Raw genomic sequence first — 24,504 nt, forward strand, 5'->3', positions numbered from 1 at the left:
ATGATAATAGTACTTAAAAAAGGCGCGACAGACGAACAGATAAATCATGTGGCATCCAAGCTTACCGAGTTCGGCTTCCAGACTCATATATCAAAAGGCACCGAGAGAACAATCATCGGCGCAATCGGCGATGAGAGAACACTTCGTGACAAACCTCTCTCGTCTATCCCGGGAGTGGAAAAGGTTCTGCCCATAGTAAAGCCCTTCAAGCTGGTGAGCAAGGATTTCAAGGCTGAGCCCACGGTAATAGACATTAAGGGAATAAAAATCGGCGGCGGCAATGTTGCGGTAATGGCTGGTCCCTGTTCCGTTGAGAACAGAGACATGCTCTTTGCCATCGGCAAAAGAGTCAGCGAGGCAGGAGCGAAAATCCTCAGAGGAGGAGCCTTCAAGCCCCGCTCCTCACCATACGCTTTTCAGGGTCTCGGCGTGGAAGGTCTTAAATATCTCCGTGAAGTGGCAGATGAATACGGTATGCTTGTAATCACCGAGATGATGGATCCCAGAGACATGGACGACATCCTCAAATACACCGACATAATCCAGATAGGGGCGCGCAACATGCAGAACTTCCGCCTCCTGCGTGAGCTCGGAACAATAAAAACCCCCGTCATGCTTAAACGCGGGCTCTGCGCCACAATCAAGGAGTTTCTCATGGCGGCGGAATACATAGCGGCAGGCGGCAACCATCAGGTTATCCTCTGCGAAAGGGGCATCAGGACATACGAGACTGAGACAAGAAATACTCTTGATCTCTCCGCGGTTCCCGTTGTCCAGTCGAATACCCACCTCCCTATCATAGTAGACCCCAGCCACGGAACAGGCAGAAGGGACTGCATACTCCCCATGGCTCAGGCGGCGGTAGCCGCAGGTGCGGACGGAGTTATGATTGAGGTTCACAACTGCCCCGAAGACGCAATGAGCGATGGTGACCAGTCCATAGTTCCGGATGATTTCGACATCCTTATGAAAAGGATGAGGGTCATCGCCGAAGCAATAGGCAAGAAAATAAGCTAGAGATGGCTTTTAACTCCATAGGGATCATAGGCCTCGGTCTGATAGGCGGCTCCTTCGCAAGAGCCTTCTGCGATCGGGGTCTTTGTGTATACGGACTCGATGAATGCGCCTCCACCCTCGCCGAAGCGGCAGGAGCAGACATATTCAGCGCCCTCACGGACGATATGGATCAGCTTCTGGCACTAAAGCCGGAGCTCATATACATCTGCGTTCCGGTGGAAGCGACAAAATCCGTGCTGAAAACCCTCGCTGAAAAAGGTGTGAAAACACCTGTGACAGACGGAGCAAGCACAAAGTCAACCGTCTGCGCTCTGGCTCACGGACTGGGGCTGAACTTCTGCGGCGGGCATCCCATCGCAGGGAGGGAGGTTTCCGGTTTTTCAAGCTCAACTGACGGGCTTTTCGATGGTGCGGTGCATGTGCTCACCCCTGTTGCGGACGGCTTTCCGACTGACGATCTGAAAGCCCTGCACGAAGTGATAGGGATGCGGGTCACGGTAATGACCGCTGACAGGCACGATCTCGTTTTCGGAGCCATAAGCCACCTGCCTCACGTTACTGCGTTTTCCCTTGTGGAGGCAGTGAACAAAGCCTGCCCTGAGGCTTTCTCATACACAGGCGGCGGGTTTAAGGACTTCACCAGAATAGCAGCCAGCAATCCGCGCATGTGGACGGATATATTTCTTGATAACGACAAAACAGTTATAGAGCTCATAGACACTTACATAGATTTTCTCAAAACATGGCGGGAAGACATAACGGCGAAGGATGAGAAAAAAATCTATAAACGAATAGAAGACGCCAGCAGCATCAGGAGAAGCATAAAATGATCACTTTCGGCAAAATCAAGTCAGTCAAAGGGGAAATCACAGTTCCGGCGGACAAGTCCATCACTCACCGTTCCTTCATGCTCGGCGCAATGGCGGAAGGGAGCACAAGGGTGACCAACCCTCTCATGTCCCGTGATACGATCGCTACGATGAACGCCATGAAGGCTCTCGGCGCTGAATTTATCCCCGCTGAAAACGGCTTCGTGGTTGTCTCCAAGGGCTACAGATTTTTTCAGGAACCAAGCGACGTGATCAACTGCGACAACTCCGGCACCACAGCAAGGCTCATTACAGGGCTCATCGCTCCCGCAGGGGTTTATGCAGTGCTCACCGGAGATGACAGCCTCCGCAAAAGACCTATGAAAAGGGTGATCAAACCCCTCTCTCTCATGGGCGCAAGAATGGAGGCGGCATCAAACGGGACTCTGCTCCCCCTTTCCATACTCCCCGCACATATGCACCCTGCGGACATTAAAGGCGAAACAAAAAGCGCACAAGTGAAAAGCTCCGTCCTCCTCGCCGCTGCACAGATAGAAGGACGCACCTCATACACAGAGCCTGCTCTCACGAGAAACCACTCTGAAATAATGCTGAAAAGCTTCGGCGCCGACATATCGGCTGAGGGGAACACGGTCATAATAAACGGCGGCAGACCGCTCACCGGAACAGACGCGGCAGTACCCGGAGATTTTTCTTCCGCCGCTTTCTTCATTGGCGCGGCGCTGATGTTTGAAGGCTCGGACATAACCATCAGAAATGTCGGTCTCAACAGTTCAAGAACCGGGCTCCTCACCGCACTTGCCTCCTTCGGCGTGAAGTTTGAGCTTAATTACTATGAAAATACAGTGGAGCCCATGGGCGATATTCATATAAAACACCAGACCTTCAGCGGCGGCAGAATCGACGGAGACTTGATCGCCAACCTCATTGACGAGCTTCCGCTTCTGGCGTTTCTCGGAATGTTCGCGGATTCGCCCGTTGAGATAAGAGACGCCCACGAGCTCAGAGTCAAGGAATCAGACCGCATCGCCTCCACGCTCTACAACCTTAGCCAGCTTGGTGCTGAAACAGAGGAATTTGAAGACGGTATGAAGATATACCCGCTGAAAAAGGAGCCCGCTCAGGCACGCCTTCGCTCCTTCTTCGATCACCGTATCGCAATGCTCTCTATCCTTATGTGCAAGCGCTTCGGGGAGAAGGTTTCTGTTGACGAAATACAGAGCGTTGATGTATCTTTTCCGAACTTTGCAGACATTCTGGAGCAAACCGAAATTAAGTGAGTTTTCGCTGAAACGGGATACAGGCGGCTTGCTGATAAAATACTTTTAAAAATAACAATGAATATATTTGCATAAATCCTCCCCCGCCCTCCTTTACAAAAGGAGGGAGTTTTACTCTTAGCGTCAACAGCTTCCCCCTTTATAAAAGGGGGGATTGGGGGGATTTGATAAAGATGAATAAGCAGGTTACTGTATTTGTAACTCCATGGACGGAGTTGCGCCGTGCGAAGCGAAGCCTTGCTTTGCAAGGCGCGAGCGTGTGAAGAAACGGACAGGATGTGCCGTTTCTGAACTATCACAGTAAGGGCAGAGGTTTAATGAGTTTTCAGGTCGCCGTGGACGGTCCCGCAGGCAGCGGGAAAAGCAGTGTTTCAAAACTTATAGCGAAAAAATACGGTTTCACCTACCTTGACACCGGCGCAATGTACAGAGCATGCGCCCACATCAAAACGGCATTCGCCGATGACGACGCTTCCTTCATAAAAATCCTTGAAAATACAGATATGCGTTTCGAGCCCGCTCCCATGGGTCAGCGTATGTTCATAAATATAGACGGAAACGAAACTGAAATAACCGATATTATCCGCACGCCGGAGATAACAGCGATGGTGGGTGAGGTTTCCGCAATGCGCGACGTCCGCCGCCTCATGACCGCCAAGCAGAAAGACCTTGCAAAACGGAGTGAGGTGATAATGGAAGGCAGGGATATAGGCACGGTTGTGCTGCCTGATGCGGATGTTAAGTTTTTCTTTACCGCCTCGCCCACAGAACGCGCAAGGCGCAGACAGGCGGAATGGCAGGCAAAAGGCTTGGAAGTGCCTCTGGAACAGCTTGAAAACGATATTCTCAAGAGAGACGAAATGGATTCGGGCAGAAAGGAAGCTCCGCTTAAAAAAGCTGAAGATGCGGTCGAATTGGACACAACTGGCTTGACAATAGATGAAGTTATATCAATAATGTCTGCTGAGATTGACAGGAAACGAAGGACCTGAGGTTTTAGTGAAAATTTTTCTTGCCGAACACGCAGGATTCTGCTTCGGCGTTGAACGTGCGGTGAGTCTCGTTGAGGAGACCTCCGGGATTAAATCAAACGTCTGCACTTTGGGACCGATTATACACAATCCGCAGGTTGTCAGGCGCTTCAGCGAAAAAGGTGTCAGCGTCTGCAAATCACCGGATGACATTAACAGGGAAAGCACAGTCATAATACGCTCCCACGGCGTAACCAGAGAAACCTACCGTAATCTTGACGAAAAAGGCATAGATACGGTGGACGCCACCTGCCCCTTTGTCAAGAAAGCCCAGAAATCAGCGGGCGAATTCAGCAGAGACGGTTTTTCTGTCGTCGTTTTCGGAGAGAGAGAACACCCCGAGGTTGAGGGCATAGTCAGCTTCATCGAAGGGGATTTTTATATAATATCAAGCGAAACGGAAGCGGAAACACTTCCTGATTTCGAGAAATGCGCTCTTGTGGCGCAGACCACGCAGAATAAAGATACTTTCTCAAAAATCACGGAAGTTCTTAAAGCAAAATGCCGCGTGCTGGAAACGGCGCATACCATTTGCAGCGCTACTGAAAAACGTCAGTCTGCGGCAATAGAGCTCGCCCGCAGGGTGGACGCGATGATTGTTATCGGCGGTAAAAACAGCGCCAATACAACACGCCTTTTCACCATCTGCGGCGAAATATGCCCCAGAACCTACCACATAGAAACAGCGGAGGAACTTGAGGGCGTTAAGTTTATGCCAGAGGATACCATAGGGATCACAGCGGGCGCCAGCACGCCGGGGGATCTCATAAAAGAGGTAATAGAATACTTTGGAAGGGGTCAGGAAATGAATGTGAATAACTCTAACAGCAATGATGAAATGAGAATGGAGGACTTTGAAACGCTTCTTGAAGAATCGTTCCAGCTCCCTGAGAAGGGCTCCATTGTTAAGGGTGTCGTTGCGCAAATTAACGAAAGCGAAATCCTCGTCAACATCGGCTACAAAACCGAGGGGATTATCTCCAAAACCGAATTTGGCGGCAAAGGAGATGTTGACGTAAAAGTGGGCGATGAAATTGAGGTTATGTATCAGGGCATGACCGGCGGCGGCGGATACATCAAGCTTTCCAGAAAAGCCATCGAAAAAGAAACCGACTGGCTCGCTGTTGAATCCGCACTGGAGACCGGCGAACCCGTTAAAGTTAAAGTTACGGGCAACGTGGATAAAGGTTTCCTCGGTAAATTCAATGACATTGACTGCTTCATCCCTGAAAACCACATAGATTTCAAAAACAGAATGCAGGATCCCAAGTCCTACATAGGAAAAGAGATCGAGTGCAAGGTTCTTAAAACAAATAAAAAACAGCGCTCATTCCTTGCTTCCAGAAGAATCAACATGTCTGAGTCCATGGACAAAAACAAAAAGGAATTCTTCGACGGCATAAAGGAAGGCGCGGTTCTGAAAGGAACAGTAAAAACCGTTAAAAACTACGGCGCTTTCATGAATTTCGGCGCTGTGGACGGTTTCCTCCATAAAAACAACATAGGCTGGGGCGTGGTGAAACACCCCTCACAGTACCTTAAAGAAGGTGAAGAGCTTGATGTTCTCGTTCTCACCATCGACAGGGAAAACGAAAAACTTGAAGTCGGTCTGAAACAGATGCACAACGATCCTTGGAGCGCTGTGGATGAAAAATACCCCGACAACCAGATAGTTAAAGGAACAGTTATAACCAGAAAAAGCAAAGGCTTTGTTCTTGAGCTTGAACCGGGTGTTGACGGCTTCGTTCCTCAGGAAGAGCTTTCATGGCTCAAAAACGCCAAGGTCAAGCTTGAGCCGAAAGACAATGTCGAAGGTGTGGTTGTGGGCGTGGACAACGCCAACAGAAAGGTTATCGTTTCTCTCAGGCTTCTTAATGAAAACCCTTGGGATACTCTCAAGGACAAACACCCTGAAGGCGCCACTGTAAAAGGAATTATCAAAAGTGTTACCGAGTTCGGTCTCTTTGTCGACTTCGGCGAATTCCTTGACGGTCTTATCCGCAAAAAAGATATTTCATGGACAGACGAGCCTGAAGACCTCTCAAACTTCAAAGAAGGCGATGCTATTGATGCGAAAGTCCTTAAGATCGACCCCGAGAGAGAGAGAATCAGCCTCGGTCTTAAACAGCTTGAGCCCAACCCATGGAGAGAGATAGGCAAGCTTCTTCCCTTGGGCAAAATGACTGAAGTTGAAATAACCGCTGTTACAAAAGACGGCGTTACGGTTGCTCTCCCCAGAGACCTCAGCGGCTTTATCCCCGTTTCCGAGCTTGATGTGGACAAAATAGAGCCCGAAAGCAAGTTCAAAGTCGGTCAGACAATCAAGGCTGTCGTAATCAAAAATGACCAGAGAGAAAGAAGCGTTATCCTCTCCGTAAGGAGACACCAGCAGGATTCCGAAAGAAAAGAAGTTAAGGAATTCCTCAAAAAGATGGATGACGGAAGCTCAAGCTTCAGCCTCGGCAGCATGCTGAAAGACAAGCTTGACGCTCTGGAAAACAACGAAGAATAATTTTAAGAGTATATAAAGACTGACCCCCAATAAACTAAGCCGCCTCACAAGGGCGGCTTTTTTGTTTGTTGACAAAGTCCTTTTTACACCTTCTTTGCGTCACTCCGAGTGACAGCGAAGAGTCGCATAACTCCAAGGACAGAGTTTCGCCGCGCGAAATGTTATCAAAACAGGGCTTCGCTTCGCACGGCGCAGTGTCTTGTCCTCATAATTCAAAATTTACCTTCCATGGAAATTTTGGATACACGCTCGCGCCCTGCATGGCAGGGCTTCGCTTCGCACGGCGCAGTGTCTTGTCCTCATAATCCAAAATTTACCTTCCATGGAAATTTTGGATACACGCTCGCGCCCTGCATGGCAGGGCTTCGCTTCGCACGGCGCAGTGTCTTGTCCTCATAATCCAAAATTTACCTTCCATGGAAATTTTGGATACACGCTCGCGCCCTGCATAGCAGGGCTTCGCTTCGCACGGCGCAGTGTCTTGTCCTCATAATCCAAAATTTACCTTCCATGGAAATTTTGGATACACGCTCGCGCCCTGCATGGCAGGGCTTCGCTTCGCACGGCGCAGTGTCTTGTCCTCATAATCCAAAATTTACCTTCCATGGAAATTTTGGATACACGCTCGCGCCCTGCATGGCAGGGCTTCGCTTCGCACGGCGCAGTTCCATCCATGGAACTGTTATACTTTTCAGAAGGTGATAACCCTGTCTGACCACTCGACCATGTCGATGCAGTCGTTCATGGTGGAGATGGGACAGGCTTCGTTTTCACCCATTTCCCTTGATTTTATGCAGGTTCCGCAGGCGAGAAGCACTCCGCCGCCATCGGCAAATTCGTCAAACATCGCTTTAACATTATACTTGCCGCTGTCTATTTTGATACTCTCAACACCTTTGCTCATGAGGAAGATTTTGACCTCATGCCCCTTTTTAAGAGAGGCAACACCAAAGCGCACTCCGTTCCATGCGGTTTCTGGATCGTTTGACTGAAGAAGGATTCCGAATTTCATATCAACCACCTTTGGTTAGTTAAAATATTCCATCATAAAACGGAGATTCGGCTTGCCGGCAAATTGCTTTTTCAAAAATTTGGTTTCTTTGGAAAGAGTTTGAGAGAACGTTTCTTTTTCATTAAAGAAAAGTTCTCTCAATATTAAATTTTTCATAAATTAAACTTTCAGCCGCCAGTTATTTCATCAATATATCCATGATGCCGTGATAGATCTCGGAGGTTTTCCGGGCAACGTCATCGGGGAGTTTGGGACCGGGGGCTGTTTTATTCCAGTCGAGAGTTTCAAGATAATCGCGGACATACTGCTTGTCCATGCTGTCCTGAGGCTTTCCAGCCTGATAGGATGCTTTTTTCCAGAATCTGGATGAATCAGGAGTAAGAACTTCATCTATGAGGATTATTTTCCCGCCGTACATTCCGAACTCAAGCTTGGTATCGGCGATGATGATCCCTTTGGCATCGGCTATATCCCTTGCTCTCTCATACACGGCAACGGTGAGGCGTTTAAGCTCTTCAGCGTCCTTTCTGCCAAGGTCTGACGCCATTCTTTCAAAGGAGACATTTTCATCATGATCGCCCACCTCCGCCTTTGTGGCAGGGGTGAACAGGGGTGTTTCAAATTTCTGTGATTCAAGGAGTCCTGCGGGAAGCTTTATTCCGCAGATTTCACCGGTGGATTTGTAATCTTTCCAGCCGGAACCAGTGATATAGCCTCTCACCACACACTCGAACGGAAAAGGTTTCGCCTTTTTAACCAGCATGGAGCGTCCCTCAAGCTGGCTTCTGTATTCACGGCAGATTTCAGGCATTTCGTCCACTTCTGTGGTAAGAAGATGGTTCTCAACTATATCCGCAGTGTTTTCAAACCAGAATTTGCTCAGCTTAGTAAGAACTTTCCCTTTTCCGGGTATTCCGTTGGGGAGAACGACATCGAAGGCGGATATTCTGTCCGTGGTGACAATAAGCATCTGATCGCCTAAGTCATAAATATCCCTTACCTTTCCGCTGCCGATAAAATTAAGTTGCGGCATATCCGTTCTGAGAATAGTATCCATCCTGAAATCTCCTTCCTGCATCTGTAAATTAAATGATTCCTGCTTCCTTAAAGGCGTTCAGACCGCCGTCTATATTGTAAACCTCAAATCCTAGGTCACGCAGCACCATAACTGCGATGGAGCCCTTGGAGCCGTTTGCGCAATATACATAAACAGGACGGCTTTTGTCTATCTTATCCGCCTCGTTCACTATATCATGAAGAAAAATATTTACCGCGCCCTTGAGACCGTCCTTGGCGAAATCGGTTTTTGTGCGTATATCTATCACCTGAATACTGTCAGGCTGAAGTTTCATAAAGTTTTCAGCAGAAACGCCCGAGGAGCTTCTGCCGCCTCCGCTTCCGTCGGCGTTAAGCACCTGTCCCGGTTCGCAAGCCATAGACCCCCCTGTACTTTTTGTCCGGTAAATTATAATATCTCACTGAGGCGCTAATAATGCAACCTCAGGAAGCGTTTTTTTATACAATTTTTTGAAGCCTCGCGATGGTCTCCATGCCGCCTGAGACGTTGTACGCCTCAAAGCCGGAATTGCGCAGCATCTTAACAGCGAGATAACCCCTGAAACCCACTGCGCAGTAGACATACACAGGAGTATTTTTATCAAGGCTGTCCATATTTTCCCGCAGAGCATTCACCGGTATATTCACAGATTCTTCCACGCAGACGTCATCGTGCTCTTTTACAGTGCGTACATCCAGAATCTGTATCTTCTGATTCCGGCGGACTTCGGCAAATTCCTCAGGGGTGACGGCATAACCCGTGCCTCTGATTTTATTGGAGGCGACAAAACCGGCTATGTTAAGGTTGTCCTTAGCCTTTGCGAACTGAGGTGCGTAGGCGAACTCCAGATGCTCAAGATCAAAGACGCTTAAGCCTGCGTAAAGAGCGGCGGAAGCCACATCAAGCCTCTTGTCCACGCCCTTTATTCCCGAAGCTGAGCAGCCCAGCAGTCTGCCCGTCTTCTTCTCAAATACAGTCATCATGAATATATACGTGGCGCCCGGGTAATATTCGGCAATGTCGGCATCTTCGGTGTACACATAGTCGGCGTCAAGCCCCGCCTGTTGTGCCTGTTCGTATGTAAGCCCTGTCTGTCCGGCGGAGTAACCGTCAAAACCGACTATGGAGGTGCCCACCACGCCGGGGAATCTCATATCGCCGTCCGTTACTGCGTTGAAGCCCGCCGTACGCCCTTCCCTGTTTGCAGGACCAGCGAGAGGCAGAAGAACCTTTTTTCCTGTGATGCGGTTGAGCTTTTCAACCACATCACCCGCTGCGAATATATCACTGTCACTCGTGCGCATGGTGTCGTCCACGGCTATGCCGCCCGTCTGCCCTATCTCAATGCCGCAGTCCGCGGCAAGCTTCGTATCCGGCGCAACACCGGCGCAGAGAAACAGCATATCGGCTTTAAGAAGCGTTCCGTCAGAAAGGCTTATATCTATCTTGTTTTTAACGGTTTTCTCAGTTCTCCGCGCAAATACCCCGAGCCTGAAGCTTATCCCCTTCTCCTCCATGTATTCACGGAGATTCATGGCGACAATCCTCGGCATGTTGGGCATTATCTCGGGCTTCGCTTCCACAATCGTTGTTTTTATGCCGCAGTGCATCATTGCCTCTGCGGTTTCCACGCCTATGAACCCGCCGCCTATGATAACCGCTGTCTTCGGCTTATTTTTCTCAATGAATTTCCGAACAGCATCCGCATCATCCACAGTGCGCATGGTGAAATACGGGGTTTTGTCTATGCCTGTAACGGGCGGAACGATAGTTTTTCCCCCAACTGCGATTATCAGCTTATCATACGGAATCTCACGCTCGCCGTTTTTGTCCTTTACGGTTACGGTGCGGCTTTTGCGATTGATGGAGGTTGCTTCGGTGCTTACGAGTACATCGGCGTTGAAGCGCTTTCCATAGGTATCAGGAGTGTGGAGGAGGATTTTCTTCCGGGGTTTGATAACACCGCCGGTGTAATACGGCAGACCGCAGTTTGCGTATGATATGTACTTGCCTTTTTCAAGGACTGTTATTTCGGCGCCTTCATCCGTTCTTCTGGCTTTGGCTGCCGCTGTTGCTCCGGCGGCGACACCGCCGATTACCACAATTCTTCTTCCCATTATTCATCTCCGTACAGAACGCAGTCCTCCCTTCGTCCTGTGATATTCATGGTATAAAAACGGTTAGGTTCGCATCCGTCGGGCATTCTTACATCAAAATAATTGTCCGTAATGCCCATACCGCCCTTCTGGGCAAGAACCCTGAGGGATTTCCCGACGCACCTGTCTGCGGCTTCGGACTTGAGCCTGTCGCCGAGGATGCGCAGTTTTTCCGCACGTTCCTTTTTGACAGCACCCTTTATTTTGTCCTTCATTGTGCTCGCAGCCGTTCCTTCTCTGTCAGAATATTGGAATACATGAAGAAAATCAACTCCTGATGAACATATGGTATTTATACATTCCTCAAAATGAGCGTCCGTTTCCCCCGGAAAGCCGGTTATAACATCAGCCCCCACAGTGAGACCGTTTATTTTATGTTTAAACGCGGAGACTTTTTCTATGTACTCCTCCGCTGTGTAGTGCCTGTTCATCTTTTTCAGAATCCCGCTTGAGCCGCTCTGGAGCGGTATGTGGAGATGCCTGCATATTTTATCATTACGGAAAAGCTCCTCAAGCCTGTCGTCGAGCTCGTTCAACTCCACTGAGGTGAGGCGTATGCGGAAATCGCCTTCTATTGCGACAAGCTTTTCCAGCAGCAAGGCGAGGCTGGAACCGTTGTCCTGTCCGTATTTGCCTATGTGAATCCCCACAGGCACTATCTCCTTATGCCCCTCCTCCACAAGGCGGGTCACTTCGTTCACCACATCCTCCTCCGGCTTGCTCACAGGCTTGCCGCGAAGCATGGGGATTATGCAGTATGAGCAGAAGGAGTCGCAGCCGTCCTGTATCTTCACAAAAGCCCGTGTGCGGCTCTTCATCGGCGTATAACCTATGTCCAGCACGGTTCTTGTCTCTATGGAGCTGTAGAAATCACGCTTTTCCAGCAGATATTCAACCGCATCCTTTTTACCCGCATTGGTGACGACAATATCTGTTCCGCTTTTTTTAAGTTTTTCGGTGAGCAGATCAGCGGCGCAGCCTGTTACAAGGGCAAAAACCTCCGGTCTGTCTTTTTTTATTTTTCTCAGGAGAGAGAGCATCTTATTGACCGCACGTTCAGTAACAGCGCAGGAGTTTATGATAACGGCATCGGCGGAAGAAGCTTCACTGACAACGACTAAGCCGTTCTCAGCAGCTCTGCCCAGAAGGTGTTCACTTTCCACTTGATTTACTTTGCAGCCGAAGGTATAAATATAAATATTCATAGATAATAGAGATCCGTCTGTTTTTTTAAAGGTTATATGACCCTGTAGGTTTCATACGATAAACCCTGAAGGCGTCCGCTCCGCAAGGTTCGGGCGCCTTTTGTCTTGTCTTTCAACAACAATCCGCGCCGTGGTAAACACGGCTTCGCTTCGCACGGTGCAGTCTTCAGAACCTTGGAACCGTAAAGATATAGCCTTTGCTTTCAAAAAGGAAGGCTTTTCTATTTTCTCATTTCTCTTAATCTGCTAAAATAAGGCATATGAAGAAATACATCCTTCGCATCTTATATATAATTCTTGCCGTTCTCCTGATGACATATATCTTTCAGTTCAGGCAGAGCTTCGTTCCCATGTTTGAAAACATGATTGACAACAATAAAAGCGTTTTCCGTTCCTACTCTTCAAAGGTAGTCAAAACAGGCAGTGAGTATCAGGTTCAGCTTAAAGACGTTGTAGGAACCACGTCCGAAGAAGGCAGAAGCGTCTATGTCCGCCTTGATGTGACAATCAGTACAGACAGTAAAAGCACCGCAGAGGAAATGAACAAAAAAGCGGACAATACAGCGGCGGCTGTCACGGAAGCCATAGGAATGACAGCTCCGTCCCTCCTCAATACCCCGCAGGGCAAGGAAATACTCAAGCAGAATATTGAACGCACCCTGACCGAAACATACGGACAGGAAGCGGCAAAAGGCATATATTTTGAAAATTTTGTTTACCAATAGGATGACATGATAGACGTTAACAACATAAAGACAAGCTACAAAGAACAGTGGAACCGCATAAAAGAAGACAGCAGAGCAAAAGGACGCACAGCTAAGGAAGTTCTTGAGAACATGACTTCGCTTGTGGATCAGCTTGTGATGACTCTTGTCCAGAAACATTCATGGTATGCTGGCGGTCTCTCCTTCCTTGCTCTCGGCGGCTATGCGCGCAAACAGATGGCGCCCCATTCCGACATTGACCTCCTTATCCTCCATGAAGGCGAACTAACCGAGAAGCAAAAGGAGTTTCTCAGTCTCTTCACCACCGATATGTGGGATATAGGCACAAATCCGGGAATCCAGATCAAAGAAATAGGCGAAGTAGCTGATGCAGCCCTTGAGGATGATGTGGTTCGTACATCTTTCATAGACAACCGTTTCCTCATCGGCGACACAAGAGTTTATGACCTCTTCCGCTCTGTAATGAACGACCGGCTGGCAGAAAAGGGTGTAAGTGCCTTCCTGCTCAGTAAAATTCAGTCCGTGAGAAAGCGCTCCAGCAAGTTCCGTGACTCAATCTTCCGCCTTGAACCGAATATAAAAGAGGGCAGCGGCGGGGTGAGAGATATAAACACAATCTGCTGGATATGCAAAATACAGTATAAAACCAGCTCTCTCAACGCGCTTATAGACAATAATATGCTCATGACGGAGGAGCTTACCTCACTGAACAGGGCATCCGAATTTCTTTTCAGAATCCGCAATGAGCTGCACTACTACCATAACCGAAAATACGACATAATGAGCCTTGACGCCCAGAAGGATCTTGCGGAGATCCTCGGCTACCGCTCAACCTCTACAATAATGAGCGTTGAAAATTTTATGCGGGATTACTACCGCACAGCCAAAACCATAGCGGAAATAACAGAGAGGGTGATAAACCGCACCATGGCGGAGCTCACGCTGAAGATGCTTCACCGCAAATCGGTCAAAATGTCCGATCTCGGTGAGGGCTTCATTAAATACGGCAACCAGCTCACTCTGAAAAGCAAAAACGTATTCGTGGAAAAGCCGAAAAGACTCCTGACCGTGTTCATGTTCGCATCCGTTCAGGGTCTGAAAATCTCCGACAGCACCTACGACACAATCCGTGCCGGACTGTATATGATTGACGGCAGATACATTCGCCTGCACGGGGAATTTTTTCTCAAAATTATCTCACGCTTTTCGGACTCGTCCGAGATATGCTCCCGCATGGCAAAAGCAGGTGTACTTCAGGCTATGATTCCTGAATTTGAGGAGATAGACTGTAAACCTCAGTTTGACTACTACCACCACTACACGGTGGATGAACATACCTTCCTCGCCCTCGGATATATAGACAGGCTGCTGCTGGATAACCCTCCGCACCTGTCAATCTATCTTGAAGTGCTTAACAGGCTAAAACGCAAGGATCTCCTTGCCCTTTCCATAATCCTCCATGATATAGGCAAAGGACAGGGGAAAAATCACTCAGAAGTCGGCGCGCGCATGAGCAAGATAATCTGCCGCCGCCTTGGCATGAGCATGGACGATACAGACATGGTTTCCAACCTTGTGCTTCACCATCTCCTCATGAGCAAAATCGCTCAGCGAAGAGATATACACGATGTTGAGGTAATCAAACATTTCCTCAACTATATCAGTTCAAAAGAAGAGCTGATGGTTCTCTTCCTGTTGACATACGCTGATATGAACGCCGTGGGCGGCAAGGTATTCAACGAATGGCGGCATACGCTGCTGAGTGAGCTTTATCAGAAGGCACTGGGCAGCCTTGACACAGAGAATCTTGAGCATGAGCAGGAGAAGGTTATCTCCCGCAAGCGTGAGAAACTCCTTGAGCGCACAGCGGAGAATGAAGAGCTCCGCGAACTTGCGAAAAGCATTGACGAAGAACTCCTGTACACCAGCTCAGTTGGACACATAATAAGGCTTCTGCATCTTGCTTTAAGGGTGAGAAACAGCCACGATGTTATCATCGAAACAGAGCTGCGTGAAGACCTTGGCGGTATAGAGATAAGCGTCTGCACACAGGATTATGCCGGTGTTCTCAGACGCATGGCAGGCGCACTCTCTTCTCTGGGGCTTAACATAATGTGGGCGCAGATCAACACTCTTGCCAATAATATCACAATCGACAAGCTTATTGTCCAAAACCCGTGGGATCAGAAAGACAGTATCGAAGAAAAGTGTGATAATATGGTTAAGAGGGTTAGAGAAGCGGTTCTCGGGAACTTCGACATTGACCGAGCTCTGGAAAATAAGCAGGCAGTATTCGGCAAAAAACAGCCTTCCGCCGTTTACAGAAAAGACAAGGTAGTCTTTGACAATGCCATCTCCGGTCAATACACCATACTGGATATTTTCACGGAGGACAGACTCGGGCTTCTGTACAACATACTGGGAATATTTAAAAAACTCGGACTCAACCTTTTAAAGGCAAAAATCTCCACTGATGTGGACAAGGTTGTGGATTCGTTCTACCTTACGGATCTGAACGGAGATAAAATAACCGATGAGCAAACACTCGAATCAATCAGACAGGAACTCATACTCGAGCTTGGACGCCCGAATATTTAAGAGCCTCAGAGCCTACCCTGAGCTTGACTCCGGTCTGAACAGACAGTTTTCGTTTACTCCAAGCTCCGATCTGGCGGACATTCTCATTGTTGACAGCTATGAGAATACCGCGCGTGATAAGGTGAATATCCTTATCAGCAATGAGAAATTTAATGACGTGCTCTGTATCTCCCCTTCCGAATCTGCTGAGTCAATCATTAAATCCCTGAATCTTATAATCAAAGGCTATTCCAACTCCCCAAGAATTAACAAACTTAAGGCGCTTGAGGAGCAGAACGCACTTCTTTCAGAGGCGAATAAAGGACTTGTTGAGCTTTATAATCTGATAGAAAGCAAGAATAACCAGATCCAGTTCCTTAAAAACAAGCTTGAAAATATAATAAACTCAGCAGGCGAAAGCATAGTAGAGATCAACGAAAGCGGTGAAATAATATTTGCCAACAACAAGTTCACTACCATTACCGGTTATGCCAAAGAACAGACGGAGAGAATGAATTTCCTGCTTCTTCTGGAATCTGATAAACGGACTGAATTTATGGAAGGGCTGAAAGCGTTAGTAGGCGACACAATAGGCGACATCAGCGCCCGCCTGAGAAAGCGTGACGGAGAGTACATAGATATTCAGGGCTACATGACCCTGATAAAAGGGAAAGACATACACTATGAGCTGATCTTCCAAGACATCAGCCGTAAGCTTCAGCTTGAAAAGCAGATGAAATATCTTGAGGAAAAGGCGATTGTTTCCGGTCTTTCAAGACATCTGTCTCACAATATTCTCAACGCACTGACAGTCGCCGGCGGTTTCCTCAAAAAAATTAAGGAATCCGGCGAACAGACAGATATAATGAAACACCGCTGGCAAATAGTAGACGACAAATTTAAGCTGATAGAAGAGATAATCACCGGCTACAACGACTACACGAACGTTATCAACCTCAAATATACAGATAATCTTGATATTGCAGACTTTTTTCACGGCTTAATCCGTGCCGTCGCCCTTAAAAAGTTCGATAAAACCTTCTCGGCTTTCCTGTATAACTTCCCGGATCACTACGAAATAGACTACACCTTCCGCTTCACCCGCTCATGCCGTATGGAGGCTAATAAGAACTTCCTGAAGCTGGGCTTCTGCTACATTATTAAGGATACCATACGCTATTTCGGTGATGAACCGCCGATGAAATTCAAGATAACTACAGAAGTTCTCAACGGCAGGTTCGCTATCAGTATTTACGTTGATGATCTGGATGTTCCGCAGCCAGTGCTGGAGACAATGTGCCAGCCATGGAACCACAATATGCTCTCACAGAGCTTTGATTACTGGGGAATAGTAATCGCCAGCGTCATAATGGAAAAGCACGGCGGCAATCTTTCCATCGAAAAAAGCAACGGCGGCATGAAGATAATCATGCTGTTCTGACTTGATAACACCAAACTGCACATCCTGTCCGGTTTACTCACACGCTTAAGGCACAGTGAATGTGCCTACGCTTCTAAAGCACACACTTCCTGTGTGCGGGGGAGAGCAGGTCACTGTATTTGTCCCTTAAACGCAGGAAAGCCCGACATCTTTCGACATCGGGCTTTCATATTTTTAATCTCTGGCAGTGACCTACGTCTGACTTAACGGAGTAAACCGCTACGTCCTGTCCGGTTTACTCACACGCTTAAGGCACAGTGAATGTGCCTACGCTTCTAAAGCACACACTTCCTGTGTGCGGGAGAGCAGGTCACTGTATTTGTCCCTTAAACGCAGGAAAGCCCGACATCTTTCGACATCGGGCTTTCATATTTTTAATCTCTGGCAGTGACCTACTCTCCCAAGCTCTCTCTTAGCTAAGTATCATCGGCGCTGGAGGACTTAACTTCTGTGTTCGGAATGGGTACAGGTGTAACCCCTCCGCTAAGACCACCAGAGAAACCTTAAACATATTCTCTCATGTAAAACATCTTCATAAATAGGCTGTAAGATATAAGGGAAACTCTTTCGACATGCTGCGCTAAGCCCATCGCGCGATTAGTACTGGTTAGCTCAACACCTCACAGTGCTTACACACCCAGCCTATCAATCTTGTAGTCTTCAAGTGCGCTCAGGGGAGATCTTATCTTTAGGTTAGTTTCCCGCTTAGATGCTTTCAGCGGTTATCTAGTCCAGACTTGGCTACTGGACCATGCTCCTGGCGGAACAATCCACGCACCAGAGGTCTGTCCAACCCGGTCCTCTCGTACTAGGGTCAGATCCCATCAAATCTCCTGCGCCCGCAGCGGATAAGGACCGAACTGTCTCACGACGTTCTGAACCCAGCTCGCGTACCACTTTAAACGGCGAACAGCCGTACCCTTGGGACCTACTTCAGCCCCAGGATGTGATGAGCCGACATCGAGGTGCCAAACCTCCCCGTCGATGTGAACTCTTGGGGGAGATCAGCCTGTTATCCCCGGCGTACCTTTTATCCGTTGAGCGATGGCCCTTCCATGCGGAACCACCGGATCACTAAAGCCTGCTTTCGCACCTGCTCGACTTGTAGGTCTCGCAGTCAAGCACCCTTATACTTTTACGCTCGACAGTTGGTTTCCGACCAACCTGAGGGTACCTTCGCGCGCCTCTGTTACTCTTTCGGAGGCGACCGCCCCAGTCAAACTACCCGCCAGACAATGTCCCTACGGCTACACACCGTCCAGGTTAGATATTCAGCACCAAAAGGGTGGTATTTCAAGGGCGACTCCACGCAAACTAGCGTCCACGTCTCATAGTCTCCCACCTATCCTACACATTTAATACCAAATATCATTGCCAAGCTGTAGTAAAGGTGCACGGGGTCTTTCCGTCCTGCTGCGGGTAAACGGCATTTTCACCGCTAATGCAACTTCGCCGAGATTCCAGTTGAGACAGCGCCCAGATCGTTACGCCATTCGTGCAGGTCGGAACTTACCCGACAAGGAATTTCGCTACCTTAGGACCGTTATAGTTACGGCCGCCGTTTACTGGGGCTTCAATTCAATGCTTCGCTTGCGCTGACATCTCCTATTAACCTTCCAGCACCGGGCAGGCGTCACACCCTATACATCCTGTTGCCAGTTAGCAGAGTGCTGTGTTTTTGATAAACAGTCGCCTGGGCCTCTCATCTGCAACTCCTTTCACCTACAGGAGCTAGTCCTTTCAATTACTCGGAGCCCACCTTATCCCTAAGTTACGGTGGCATTTTGCCGAGTTCCTTAACTGGAGTTATCTCGAACGCCTTGGGATTCTCTCCCTACCTACCTGTGTCGGTTTGCGGTACGGTCTGTTATGTACTCCTTAGAGGTTTTTCTCGGAAGCATGGTATCAACAGCTTCATCTTCATTACGAAGACTCGTCATCAGTTCTCAGAATTATTCCAGCGGATTTGCCTACCGGAACTCCCTACTACCTTAAACCGGGACGTCCAACACCCGGACTGCCTAACCTTCTCCGTCACCACATCGTCAAACGCACATATACAGGTACAGGAATGTTGACCTGTTTCCCATCGACTACGGATTTCTCCCTCGCCTTAGGGGCCGACTGACCCACCGCGGATTACCCTGCCGGTGGAAACCTTAGGTTTTCGGCGAAAGGGTTTCTCACCCTTTTTATCGCTACTAATGCCTGCATTATCTCTTCAACACGCTCCAGCAATGCTTGCCGCATTACCTTCAAAGCTGTGCAGAATGCTCCTCTACCACTCGTATAAAATACGAGTCCGCGGCTTCGGTGGTATGCTTAGCCCCGCTATATCTTCGGCGCAAAAACACTAGACCAGTGAGCTGTTACGCTTTCTTTAAAGGATGGCTGCTTCTAAGCCAACCTCCTGGCTGTTTCAGTATCTTCACATCCTTTACCACTTAGCATACACTCCGGGACCTTAGCCGGCGGTCTGGGCTCTTACCCTCTCGACAATGGACCTTCTCACCCACTGTCTCACTCCCATGCTCTGGGTTGCTGGTATTCGGAGTTTGTCAAGGTTCGGTAAGCGGTATGCCCCCTAGCCAAAACAGTGCTCTACCCCCAACAACTAACGCATGAGGCTGCACCTAAATGCATTTCGAGGAGAACCAGCTATCACCAAACTTGATTGGCCTTTCACCCCTATCCACAGGTCATCCGAAAACTTTTCAACGTTTACCGGTTCGGGCCTCCATAACCTATTACGGTTACTTCACCCTGCCCATGGATAGATCGTCTGGCTTCGGGTCTACCGCACGCAACTTGCGCCCTATTAAGACTCGGTTTCCCTACGGCTGCGCATAACTGCTTAACCTTGCTGCATACGGTAACTCGCAGGCTCATTATGCAAAAGGCACGACATTACATCATTAGATGCTTTGACGGCTTGTAGGCAAATGGTTTCAGGTTCTATTTCACTCCCTTAACAAGGGTTCTTTTCACCTTTCCCTCACGGTACTGGTTCACTATCGGTCGATGACTCGTATTTAGCCTTAGGAGATGGTCCTCCCAGATTCCCACAAAGCTTCTCATTCTCCGTGGTACTCGGGGACACCGCTAGCCGCAATTCACTTTCGCATACCGGACTCTCACCTTCTCTGGTCAGCCTTTCCAGACTGTTCTGCTAGATTCATGCGTACATATTGCAGGCCCCACAACCCCAAGCCCGAAAGCTTGGTTTAGGCTCTTCCGGTTTCGCTCACCGCTACTTACGGAATCGTTATTACTTTCTCTTCCTTCAGGTACTGAGATGTTTCACTTCCCTGAGTTCGCTCCCTCATAAAGGGTATATAGGGTTTCCCCATTCGGAAATCTGCGCCTCAAAGCCTGTTAGCGGCTCCGCGCAGCTTATCGCAGCTTGCCACGTCCTTCTTCGCCGGTCATCGCCTAGGCATCCACCATTTGCCCTTAGTAGCTTAACTTTTTTAATTATGCATCGTCTACTCGAGCTTCCCTTATCTCTTACAGCCTATTCAATTTTCAAACACTATAGTTCCTAAAAAATTCGTCCTGAACTTTTTACTCACTCGCAGCATGCGGAGCAAAGCTCCTTTCTGCTCTCACTTCGCCTGCGCTCCTCGCATTCGCTACCGTGCGCGCTCCGTGGGGTACATCGTGTACCCTATAACCCGTTTCCAAGTTACTCAATGAGACTATGAATTAACTTCATAACCTTACTAAACAACTTTCAAACAACATCACCTACCCATCGCCATCTAACTTAACAGACTCGGCTTAACTAAAGTTTCCAAAAAAGGAAACTCACCGTGTGTAGCGAAGGATTGCTTCGCAATCCGCGAGCATGTATCCAAAATTTCCATGGATGGTAAATTTTGGATTGTTAAATGGAGGTGAGGAGGATCGAACTCCTGACCCCCGCCTTGCAAGGGCGGTGCTCTCCCAGCTGAGCTACACCCCCGGGTAAGACTTACAACTAATACCAACTCTCTAAGCCAGCATTAGCTTTAAACCTTAATAACATGGGCCTAGGTGGACTCGAACCACCGACCTCACGCTTATCAGGCGTGCGCTCTAACCGTCTGAGCTATAGGCCCCTACTAACTAAAAGATGCTCGAAAAAAGGTTCTTCATGAACTTTTTTCTCACTCGCAGCCTGCGGAGCAAAGCTCCTTGCTGCTCTCGTTTCGCTTGCGCTCCTCGCATTCGCTGCGGTGCGCGCTCCACGGGACACATCCTGTGTCCTGAAGTACTTCGGCAAAGTCTCTTCAAGCACCTTTCAGTTAGCAGGCCTACTTACGCCTTATATAAATAATTAAGGCCGGTCCGAGATAGTTATCTTAGAAACCTAATACCCAATGGAGAGGGTTTTAGGATTTTTTTGATTCTTTCCTTAAAAAGGAGGTGATCCAGCCACACCTTCCGGTACGGCTACCTTGTTACGACTTCACCCCAGTTACCAACTATACCATAGACGGCTCCCTCCTAAAAGGTTAGGCCACCGGCTTCAGGTACGGTCGACTCCCGTGGTGTGACGGGCGGTGTGTACAAGGCCCGGGAACGTATTCACCGCAGTTTTGCTGACCTGCGATTACTAGCGATTCCGACTTCATGTAGTCGAGTTGCAGACTACAATCTGAACTGAGGCGTACTTTCTGGGATTCGCTTAACATCACTGTCTCGCTGCCCTCTGTATACGCCATTGTAGCACGTGTGTAGCCCCGGACATAAGGGCCATGATGACTTGACGTCGTCCCCACCTTCCTCCGCCTTGTCGACGGCTGTTCCTCTAGAGTGCCCGGCTTGACCCGATGGCAACTAAAAGCAGGGGTTGCGCTCGTTGCGGGACTTAACCCAACACCTCACGGCACGAGCTGACGACAGCCATGCAGCACCTGTCATTCAATTCTTACTGAAAGTAAGCACTACAATATCTCTATCGTATTTTGAAGATGTCAAACCCGGGTAAGGTTCTGCGGTTAGCATCGAATTAAACCACGTGCTCCACCGCTTGTGCGGGCCCCCGTCAATTCCTTTGAGTTTCAGTCTTGCGACCGTACTCCCCAGGCGGGATGCTTAATGCGTTAGCTTCGGCACTGAATGTGGTTACATCCAACACCTAGCATCCATCGTTTACAGCGTGGACTACCAGGGTATCTAATCCTGTTTGCTACCCACGCTTTCGCTCCTCAGCGTCAGTTACCAGCCAGTATGCCGCCTTCGCAACCGGTGTTCCTCCCTATATCTACGCATTTCACCGCTACACAGGGAATTCCGCATACCTCTCTGGTACTCTAGCAATGTAGTTTCAGAAGCCCTACAACAGTTGAGCTGTTGCCTTTAACTCCCGACTTACATCGCCGCCTACGAGCTCTTTACGCCCAGTGACTCCGAACAACGCTTGCCCCCTCCGTATTACCGCGGCTGCTGGCACGGAGTTAGCCGGGGCTGCTTCTGTGGGTACCGTCAATCACAAGGCAGTTACTCCTCATGCCATTCTTCCCCACTGAAAGTACTTTACGACCCGAAAGCCTTCATCATACACGCGGCGTTGCTGCGTCAACCTTTCGGTCATTGCGCAAAATTCCCCACTGCTGCCTCCCGTAGGAGTCTGGACCGTGTCTCAGTTCCAGTGTGGGCGGCCACCCTCTCAGGCCGCCTAGCCATCGTAGCCTTGGTAGGCCATTACCCTACCAACTAGCTAATGGCACGCGAGGCCATCCCAAAGCGACAGGTTACCCCGTCTTTTCCCACACACAACTAAGTACGTGGGCTTATCCGGTATTAGCACAAATTTCTCTGTGTTGTCCCAATCTTCAGGGTAGGTTCCTCACGCGTTACTCACCCGTTCGCCAGTGTACTATCGCCCGAAAGCGAATTCCCCTAGACTTGCATGTGTTAAGCACGCCGCCAGCGTTCGTTCTGAGCCAGGATCAAACTCTCCATCCAAACTCATGTTATTCTCTTTATCCTTTTCTCGGACCGGCCTATTCTAATGTCAAACAACTGCTTTTTCTCCCCGCCCTCTCAGGCGGCGGAAGAACTTTATAAAGAATCCCGCTCAGATTGTCAACCACTTTTTTCTAAAAGTTTTTAACCGAAACCCTAAACGAAATATCCTGCTTTCTAACACTCTCCCCTCTCACCTCGAAACATCCAAGCTCAACGCTCAGGGGAAGGTAGTTATAAGAAATTCCGCTTAGGAAGTCAACAACTTTTTTTAAAAAATTTGTTAACAGCCTTAACAAGTTATTCTTCTGTCAAACACTCTCGTAATCTCTCACCCGCTCTCGCCCGCAGCAATCAAGCCCGGCTCTCAGCGGAAGATTGTTATAAAGAAAGCCGGGGTGGAAGTCAACAGGTTTCTAAGAAAACTTTTGACTTTTTTTCGTCTTTCTCATCAGGGTTTTAAGCCCTTCCGCAACACGGTCTTCTGTGCGGCGGAAGGTAGTTATACGAAAACGGCGGACAGAAGTCAACCGTTTATTTCAGAAACTTTGACTTATTTTATTTATACCTGTCTACCAATCATTTAACTATTCGGCAAGAATGAACTTCCCGTTTTTGATCTCAACAATTACAAAGGCGTCCTTAGTGAGTCCCGTGTGATCCGTCGGCGACATATTAAACTCACCTGCTATACCGATGAACCCTTTCACCTTTTCAATCTCGGCGGGAAGCCTGCTCAGGTCGCCCTTTGACTTCTCATAGGCTGTCTTAAATATATGGAACGCATCATAAGCGTGTCCGCCGAATGCGCTTACAGGAGCGTTGAACCTTGACTCAAAGTTCTTTTTGTAATCCATGAGCACCTTCTTATATCTGTCGCCTTCGGGAAGTTGTTCGGCGACGATAATTCTTCCAGCGGTGAGCTTGATGCCGTCCGCCGCGTCGCCTGCAAGTTCAATGAACTTAGCGGAAGCGGCTCCCTGCGTCATATATATATTGCCCATACCGAGAGCCTTGGCGTTGCGGGCTATGATCGCGGGCGCGGGTCCCACGCCCCAGCATATGACAGCATCCACACCGGCAGCCTTGATTTTGGCAAGCTGGCTTGTCATATCCTTGTCAGTATCACGGAATTTTTCCTCAACAGCAATATTAACGCCGTATTTGGGCGCAACCTCAAGCAGAGCGTCTCTGCCTGTCGTGCCGTAGCCGCTCTGCTCAGTTATGATTGCTATCTTCTTTTTGCCGATTTTCACAAGATGCTCAAACAGCTTTTCCACAACGAGGGTATCTGACTGAGCTGTCTTGAAAACATACTTATTTACAGGAGTGACTATCTGCTGGCTTGTGGCGCAGGAGATAAGCGGGAGCCTGAATTTCTCAGCAAGATCCTTAATAACCAGAGTAGAGCCTGTTCTTGTGGGCCCGAGGACAGCCACGACCTTATCCTTTGCGGCAAGACGTTTAAAGTAACTGAGGGTTCTGTTTTCATCCCCCTGTGTGTCATAAAAAACAAGCTCTATCTTATCGCCGTTGATGCCTCCGGCAGCGTTAATCTGATCCGCCAGCATTTCGACTGTCTGCTTTTCCGGCAGTCCGAGATAACCTGCGGGACCTGTGACGGAGAACAAAGCGCCAAGCTTGATTGTTCCGGCAAAAGCGGAAGCTGATGCCAGAAGCAGTAAGAAAACCAATACCTTCTTCATATT

The 24,504-nt window shown here is 48.8% G+C and carries 14 protein-coding genes, 2 tRNA genes and 3 rRNA genes; 8 read left to right on the top strand and 11 right to left on the bottom strand.

All coding sequences use genetic code 11. From position 1 onward, the window contains the following. The 5 genes from aroF to EP073_RS13100 all read left to right on the top strand — a co-directional run bounded on the left by aroF (position 1) and on the right by EP073_RS13100 (position 6,670). A complete protein-coding gene (gene aroF / locus EP073_RS13080) occupies positions 1-1,017 on the top strand; it encodes a 3-deoxy-7-phosphoheptulonate synthase (RefSeq protein WP_128467612.1) in 1,017 nt (338 codons plus the stop codon). A gap of 2 nt (positions 1,018-1,019) precedes the next feature. Continuing rightward, a complete protein-coding gene (locus tag EP073_RS13085; protein WP_128467613.1) occupies positions 1,020-1,847 on the top strand; it encodes a prephenate dehydrogenase in 828 nt (275 codons plus the stop codon). Beyond that, positions 1,844-3,127 (top strand): 3-phosphoshikimate 1-carboxyvinyltransferase, encoded by a 1,284-nt coding sequence (gene aroA / locus EP073_RS13090; RefSeq protein WP_128467614.1) that lies wholly within the window; start codon positions 1,844-1,846, stop codon positions 3,125-3,127. The genes EP073_RS13085 and aroA overlap by 4 nt, the downstream gene beginning before the upstream one ends. Positions 3,128-3,444: 317 nt before the next feature. Next, positions 3,445-4,119, top strand: a complete 675-nt coding sequence (gene cmk, locus EP073_RS13095; RefSeq protein WP_128467615.1) for a (d)CMP kinase — start codon at positions 3,445-3,447, stop codon at positions 4,117-4,119. A gap of 7 nt (positions 4,120-4,126) precedes the next feature. After that, positions 4,127-6,670, top strand: a complete 2,544-nt coding sequence (locus EP073_RS13100) for a bifunctional 4-hydroxy-3-methylbut-2-enyl diphosphate reductase/30S ribosomal protein S1 (RefSeq protein ID WP_164885380.1) — start codon at positions 4,127-4,129, stop codon at positions 6,668-6,670. 691 nt (positions 6,671-7,361) lie between these two features. Here the strand turns inward: EP073_RS13100 and EP073_RS13105 are convergent. The 5 genes from EP073_RS13105 to mtaB all read right to left on the bottom strand — a co-directional run bounded on the left by EP073_RS13105 (position 7,362) and on the right by mtaB (position 12,100). Beyond that, on the bottom strand, positions 7,362-7,682 hold the full coding sequence (locus EP073_RS13105) for a DsrE/DsrF/TusD sulfur relay family protein (protein WP_128467617.1): 321 nt from the start codon (positions 7,680-7,682) through the stop codon (positions 7,362-7,364). Between the two features lie 178 nt (positions 7,683-7,860). After that, positions 7,861-8,739 carry a phosphoribosylaminoimidazolesuccinocarboxamide synthase gene (locus tag EP073_RS13110; protein ID WP_128467618.1) on the bottom strand — a complete coding sequence of 293 codons (879 nt, stop codon included), beginning with the start codon at positions 8,737-8,739 and terminating at the stop codon, positions 7,861-7,863. 28 nt (positions 8,740-8,767) lie between these two features. Continuing rightward, positions 8,768-9,118: a rhodanese-like domain-containing protein gene (locus tag EP073_RS13115; RefSeq protein ID WP_128467619.1), complete on the bottom strand. Its 351-nt coding sequence runs from the start codon at positions 9,116-9,118 to the stop codon at positions 8,768-8,770. 79 nt (positions 9,119-9,197) lie between these two features. After that, positions 9,198-10,856 carry an FAD-dependent oxidoreductase gene (locus EP073_RS13120; RefSeq protein WP_128467620.1) on the bottom strand — a complete coding sequence of 553 codons (1,659 nt, stop codon included), beginning with the start codon at positions 10,854-10,856 and terminating at the stop codon, positions 9,198-9,200. Further along, positions 10,856-12,100 carry a tRNA (N(6)-L-threonylcarbamoyladenosine(37)-C(2))-methylthiotransferase MtaB gene (gene mtaB, locus EP073_RS13125; protein WP_128467621.1) on the bottom strand — a complete coding sequence of 415 codons (1,245 nt, stop codon included), beginning with the start codon at positions 12,098-12,100 and terminating at the stop codon, positions 10,856-10,858. The genes EP073_RS13120 and mtaB overlap by 1 nt, the downstream gene beginning before the upstream one ends. Before the next feature lie 260 nt (positions 12,101-12,360). On the opposite strand from mtaB, the gene EP073_RS13130 reads away from it, so the two are divergent. From EP073_RS13130 to EP073_RS13140, 3 genes are read left to right on the top strand one after another with little or no spacing between them, the layout of a single operon-like run. Further along, complete coding sequence (locus tag EP073_RS13130; protein ID WP_128467622.1) at positions 12,361-12,825, top strand: flagellar basal body-associated FliL family protein; 465 nt, start codon at positions 12,361-12,363, stop codon at positions 12,823-12,825. A gap of 6 nt (positions 12,826-12,831) precedes the next feature. Then, on the top strand, positions 12,832-15,423 hold the full coding sequence (gene glnD / locus EP073_RS13135; RefSeq protein ID WP_128467623.1) for a [protein-PII] uridylyltransferase: 2,592 nt from the start codon (positions 12,832-12,834) through the stop codon (positions 15,421-15,423). Continuing rightward, positions 15,404-16,843, top strand: coding sequence for a PAS domain S-box protein (locus tag EP073_RS13140; protein ID WP_164885381.1), 1,440 nt, complete (start codon positions 15,404-15,406; stop codon positions 16,841-16,843). The genes glnD and EP073_RS13140 overlap by 20 nt, the downstream gene beginning before the upstream one ends. 379 nt (positions 16,844-17,222) lie before the next feature. On the opposite strand, the gene rrf is transcribed toward EP073_RS13140, so the two are convergent. The 6 genes from rrf to EP073_RS13170 all read right to left on the bottom strand — a co-directional run bounded on the left by rrf (position 17,223) and on the right by EP073_RS13170 (position 24,501). Then, positions 17,223-17,340 (bottom strand): 5S ribosomal RNA (rrf, locus tag EP073_RS13145). 79 nt (positions 17,341-17,419) lie between these two features. Then, positions 17,420-20,310: ribosomal RNA gene (locus EP073_RS13150) — 23S ribosomal RNA — on the bottom strand. Between the two features lie 424 nt (positions 20,311-20,734). Then, positions 20,735-20,807, bottom strand: a tRNA-Ala gene (locus EP073_RS13155). Between the two features lie 62 nt (positions 20,808-20,869). Next, positions 20,870-20,943 (bottom strand) — tRNA-Ile (locus EP073_RS13160). A 300-nt stretch (positions 20,944-21,243) separates the two neighbouring features. Continuing rightward, positions 21,244-22,795 (bottom strand): 16S ribosomal RNA (locus EP073_RS13165). The 16S, 23S and 5S rRNA genes sit together here with 2 tRNA genes alongside, the layout of an rRNA operon. 587 nt (positions 22,796-23,382) lie before the next feature. Next, positions 23,383-24,501 (bottom strand): ABC transporter substrate-binding protein, encoded by a 1,119-nt coding sequence (locus tag EP073_RS13170; RefSeq protein ID WP_128467625.1) that lies wholly within the window; start codon positions 24,499-24,501, stop codon positions 23,383-23,385. Between the last annotated feature and the right edge of the window lie 3 nt (positions 24,502-24,504).

It is taken from the genome of Geovibrio thiophilus (assembly GCF_004087915.1).
Lineage (GTDB): Bacteria > Chrysiogenota > Deferribacteres > Deferribacterales > Geovibrionaceae > Geovibrio > Geovibrio thiophilus.

Bases quoted from the DNA above. Each gene is read 5' to 3' on its own strand.
- EP073_RS13170 (WP_128467625.1), bottom strand. From the start codon at position 24,501: ATGAAGAAGGTATTGGTTTTCTTACTGCTTCTGGCATCAGCTTCCGCT.
- aroF (WP_128467612.1), top strand. From the start codon at position 1: ATGATAATAGTACTTAAAAAAGGCGCGACAGACGAACAGATAAATCAT.
- EP073_RS13115 (WP_128467619.1), bottom strand. From the start codon at position 9,118: ATGGCTTGCGAACCGGGACAGGTGCTTAACGCCGACGGAAGCGGAGGC.
- glnD (WP_128467623.1), top strand. From the start codon at position 12,832: ATGATAGACGTTAACAACATAAAGACAAGCTACAAAGAACAGTGGAAC.
- cmk (WP_128467615.1), top strand. From the start codon at position 3,445: ATGAGTTTTCAGGTCGCCGTGGACGGTCCCGCAGGCAGCGGGAAAAGC.
- EP073_RS13130 (WP_128467622.1), top strand. From the start codon at position 12,361: ATGAAGAAATACATCCTTCGCATCTTATATATAATTCTTGCCGTTCTC.
- mtaB (WP_128467621.1), bottom strand. From the start codon at position 12,100: ATGAATATTTATATTTATACCTTCGGCTGCAAAGTAAATCAAGTGGAA.
- EP073_RS13120 (WP_128467620.1), bottom strand. From the start codon at position 10,856: ATGGGAAGAAGAATTGTGGTAATCGGCGGTGTCGCCGCCGGAGCAACA.
- EP073_RS13110 (WP_128467618.1), bottom strand. From the start codon at position 8,739: ATGGATACTATTCTCAGAACGGATATGCCGCAACTTAATTTTATCGGC.
- EP073_RS13105 (WP_128467617.1), bottom strand. From the start codon at position 7,682: ATGAAATTCGGAATCCTTCTTCAGTCAAACGATCCAGAAACCGCATGG.
- aroA (WP_128467614.1), top strand. From the start codon at position 1,844: ATGATCACTTTCGGCAAAATCAAGTCAGTCAAAGGGGAAATCACAGTT.
- EP073_RS13085 (WP_128467613.1), top strand. From the start codon at position 1,020: ATGGCTTTTAACTCCATAGGGATCATAGGCCTCGGTCTGATAGGCGGC.